At 47.8% G+C, this 3,932-nt stretch carries 2 protein-coding genes; both read right to left on the bottom strand.

Translation table 11 applies throughout. The annotated features are described in order from the left end of the window. Nucleotides 1-237 precede the first annotated feature (237 nt). Nucleotides 238-1,830: a DHA2 family efflux MFS transporter permease subunit gene (locus tag WCO51_10670; protein ID MEI6513718.1), complete on the bottom strand. Its 1,593-nt coding sequence runs from the start codon at nt 1,828-1,830 to the stop codon at nt 238-240. Nucleotides 1,831-1,834: 4 nt separating this feature from the next. Further along, nucleotides 1,835-3,448 (bottom strand): efflux RND transporter periplasmic adaptor subunit, encoded by a 1,614-nt coding sequence (locus tag WCO51_10665; protein MEI6513717.1) that lies wholly within the window; start codon nt 3,446-3,448, stop codon nt 1,835-1,837. Nucleotides 3,449-3,932 lie beyond the last annotated feature (484 nt).

Below are 3,932 nucleotides of genomic sequence, written 5' to 3'. Positions count from 1 at the left end.
AGCTGTAAAATCGAAGGTAAAAAAGCTACTGTTAGCTGTAAATCCCAGATTAATGATAACGGAACGGTTACTGACAAAGACATCGATTTCACAGTCCTACAAAGTGACGATGGTGTTTGGCGTGTAGACATGGTCGCCACTAGCATGAACATGATGAAAAGTGGCAAAAGACTTTAGGAAGTCTTGATTTAGGTATTCAGTTTGCATAACAGGCAGTCCAATGGGCTGCCTGTTATTTTATTCCGCAGCTACAGGTGCTGTTGCTTGATTGTGTTTAGTATTTCTAAAGAATAACAGTAGCGGCAGCGCGAAGATGAAGATAATGCCGATGACTACAAACGCATCCGCATAGGCCATAACCGCTGCTTGAGATTGGACGGTGCCATTCATAATTGCCAATGCTTGTTGCCTGGCGATGCCTAGGGAAGCCCCCTTTGCCAATAATCCTGCTGTGAGATCATGCAGACGCTGCAGGGCTACAGGATTATAGAGGCTGACATGTTCCACCAAAAAGGCTCGGTGAAAGGCCATTTTGTGACTGACATAGGTCGTTAAAAACGCAATGCCGGCGCTTCCGCCTAACTGTCGCGAAAGGTTATAAAGCGCTGCTCCATCCGCAAGATTCTTCCCTTTCAAACCTGCTAAGGCGGCAAGAGTCAGCGGAACCCACAGGAACCCCATTGCCGCTCCACGTAATACCAACGGCCAAAAGAGCTGATCCGGACCGGTATCCAACGTAATCGTTCGAAGCATGAACATTGAGATAATAAATATAATCCCTCCCACCAAAGAGAGAGTTTTGGCTGAAAAGTGATTGACTAAACGTCCGACAACCGGCATCATCACCGCTGTTGCCAAAGCGCCGGGTACCACAATCCACCCTGTTTGCTCCGCCGTGTAATGCCTTAATTGCTGAAGGAAGACGGGAATTATAAATATGCCGCCGAATAAACCGATACCAACCACAGTGCCAAAAGCGGTAGCTGCTGCTAACCCTCGGTCTTTGAGAACGCGCAGATTCACAGCCGGATAAGGAATCCGCAATTCCCACCAAACGAACGTAACCATGCCGACAATGGATAAAATGCTGAGCCAAATAACAAGCGATGACTCAAACCAACCCTCACTATTACCTTTTTCAAGTACCGTTTGAAGGCATCCCAACCCAATGGCAAGGAACATAATCCCAATCAGGTCGATCTTCCCATGATCAGCCCCGTCATGCTTTGAATCATGCACAAAAGTGAACGTTAAAAAGGCAGCGATTGCGCCTATAGGGAGGTTGATAAAGAAAATCCATGGCCAGGAATAGTTGTCAGTAATCCAACCCCCTAATGTTGGACCGACTGTCGGACCGACCATAATTCCGATGCCGAAAATAGCTTGTACCATTCCCAATTGGGCAGGTGGGAAGACCTCCATAATGGTTGCTTGGGCCGTAGAAATTAATGCTGCGCCGCCAATACCTTGCAGTACTCGAAAGAAGATAAGCTCATTCAGCGTCCTTGAAGTGCCGCAGAAGAAAGAAGCGATGGTAAAGATGATCATCGAAATTGCCAAATAACGGCGACGCCCAAAGCGCGAGGATAGCCAGCCGGTGAGGGGCAGAACGATAACGTTGGCGATGATATAACCAGTCGAGACCCAGCCAATTTCTTCGAGGGTCGCGCCGAGATTGCCCATCATCTGGGGAATAGCGACGTTAACGATGCTGGTATCGATAACCTGCATAAGGGTGCCCAACATCACCGCTAGAAGAATAATCCAACGTATGATGCCAGGGTATTCCCGATACTCGCCTTCAGTTTGGAGTGCTTTAGGTGCTCCCATATGATTAGCGAGTTTCGATAATGGCTGTAACCGACATTCCGGTGCGAAGACGGTCAAGATCGGGTTGATTTGGCTCGAAAATAATTTTCACCGGTATCCGTTGGACCACCTTTGTAAAATTTCCTGTCGCGTTCTCGGGAGGCAGCAGCGCAAAAGTCGAACCGGTTGCCGGCGAGATGCTGTCGACATGTCCTTTAAAGACTTTGCCGGGAAGTCCATCCACTTCTATTTCGGCCTTTTGTCCGGGATTGGCTTTAGCGAGCTGCGTCTCCTTGAAGTTTGCGACAACCCAAATATCATTAGCCGGGATTAAAGCCATCATTGGTGTTCCCATTTGTACCAGTGAACCAACATCAACCGTTCTTTTGCTGACTCGACCATCCGATGGGGCATAAATCTTTGTATATCCCAATTGGATTTGCGCTGCATGCAATGCTGCCTTTGCCTGTTCGATTTTGGCAATGGCTTGTGTTTGTGCAGTTTGGCTGACTTTAACCTGGTTGGGAGCAGTGCGAGCGCCTGAAAGTTGGGCCAATGCTTGCTGCCTTCGAGCTTCTGCCGCATAAACCCCTTGCTCTGATGCATTCAAAATGGCTTTAGCCTGAAGAACCCCTGTTTGAGCTGCATTAGCTTGCTCACGGACGGCTACAAGTTGTGCCTTTGCTTGTTCAATAGCTGCGCTTGAAGCATTTACCACTTGCTTAGCAGCTTTGAGTTCAGCTTGTCGACCAACTACTGCAGATTGAGCTTGTGCAACGGCCTGTTGAGCGCTTTCTAATCCTGCCTTAGTTTGCAATTCGGCAGCGTTGGCCTGGTCTAATGCCTGTGAACTAATTGCTCCTTGTCGATAGAGCTGTTCAATTCGCTTGACATCACTTGCGGCTTTATTATAAGCGGCTTGGGCTGAAGCCACATTCGCTTGCGCTGCGCGAACACCCGCTTGCGCCGTTATCAATTGAGCTTGCGCTGTTTCAACTGAATCTTGCGATCTCTCTTTATTGGCATTGGCAACATTTACTGCCGCTGCCGCATTTCCGATATTAGCTTTAGCAGCGGCGGCTGAGGCGGAAGCGTTAGCTACTCCGGCAGTTGCCCTCGCTACATCCGCTTGGGCTGATCTCACTCCACTTTCTGACTGACTAACTCCCCCTTGAGCCTGCTCAACTTGCGCTGAACTGGATTGAGAAGTGATGGAAACGTTGATTCCTGCCCCTTTAGCCTGTGCAATAGCCGCATCTAAATTAGCCTGAGCCTGCTGCACTACCGAGCGTATAGTGGCATCATCGAGTGTAACTAACAAATCGCCTTTTTTAACTGCTTGATTATCCTGAACCTGAACCTGCCGAACGATCCCTGCAACCTGAGGCGCTATTTGGATAATGTCTGAAGTGAGGTAGGCATTATCTGTTGAAGCGTGAGTGGCGGAAAATCGCAAAAAGCGAACGCCGTATATAATCGCAATAAACGCTATGATGATTATCGCGGATAATAGAACTTTTCTTAGCCAAGGGCGTTCAGGTGTCGCCCTATCTTCTTGTTCCATAGCCCCATTAGTCGGCGATGTCTTAGTCGCTGATTCAGTTGTCGTTCGCGTGTCTATTTCAGGATTATCAGCCATCTATCTTTCTCCGCACCAACTACACAATACGATACTTCGAGTGATCAATGTACCTTTACCCTCTTTATCAAAGCAAAGTTATCTCTTTCCGTAGCTTCCCTACTATTAAATTCGGCAAAGTATGGAATACGCAATACGAAAAAGGGGCGTTGCGTGGCGGTTTGTGCCAAAGTAACCTCCACCTAGCCCTATGGTTAGAGAGAGCTAATTGGTAGAAGTCCCTCAAAATCACCATCCTTTAATTCAGTCAAAAAACTTACTCGGGAATACGACTTTTATGTAAGGCGTAGCTTGCTACACCCTCCGAAGGACAGGGCTAGAACTGATGCAAATCCGAATTCTTAATTTAATCCGGTATCTTGTCTCTCATCCCTAAAAACTAATCCCTTTCCCCATTGACAGTCGGGCTTGCTAGAGGTTATTATTTCCGTATGGATGTTCTTGAAACAAAGATTGAAGGCTTGCCCGCTCCTATCCGCGGGAA

Source organism: bacterium, assembly GCA_037131655.1.
Taxonomy (GTDB): Bacteria; Armatimonadota; Fimbriimonadia; order Fimbriimonadales; family JBAXQP01; genus JBAXQP01.
Note: the sequence above shows the minus strand (reverse complement) of the source record. Positions and strands in the feature narration are given on the sequence as shown.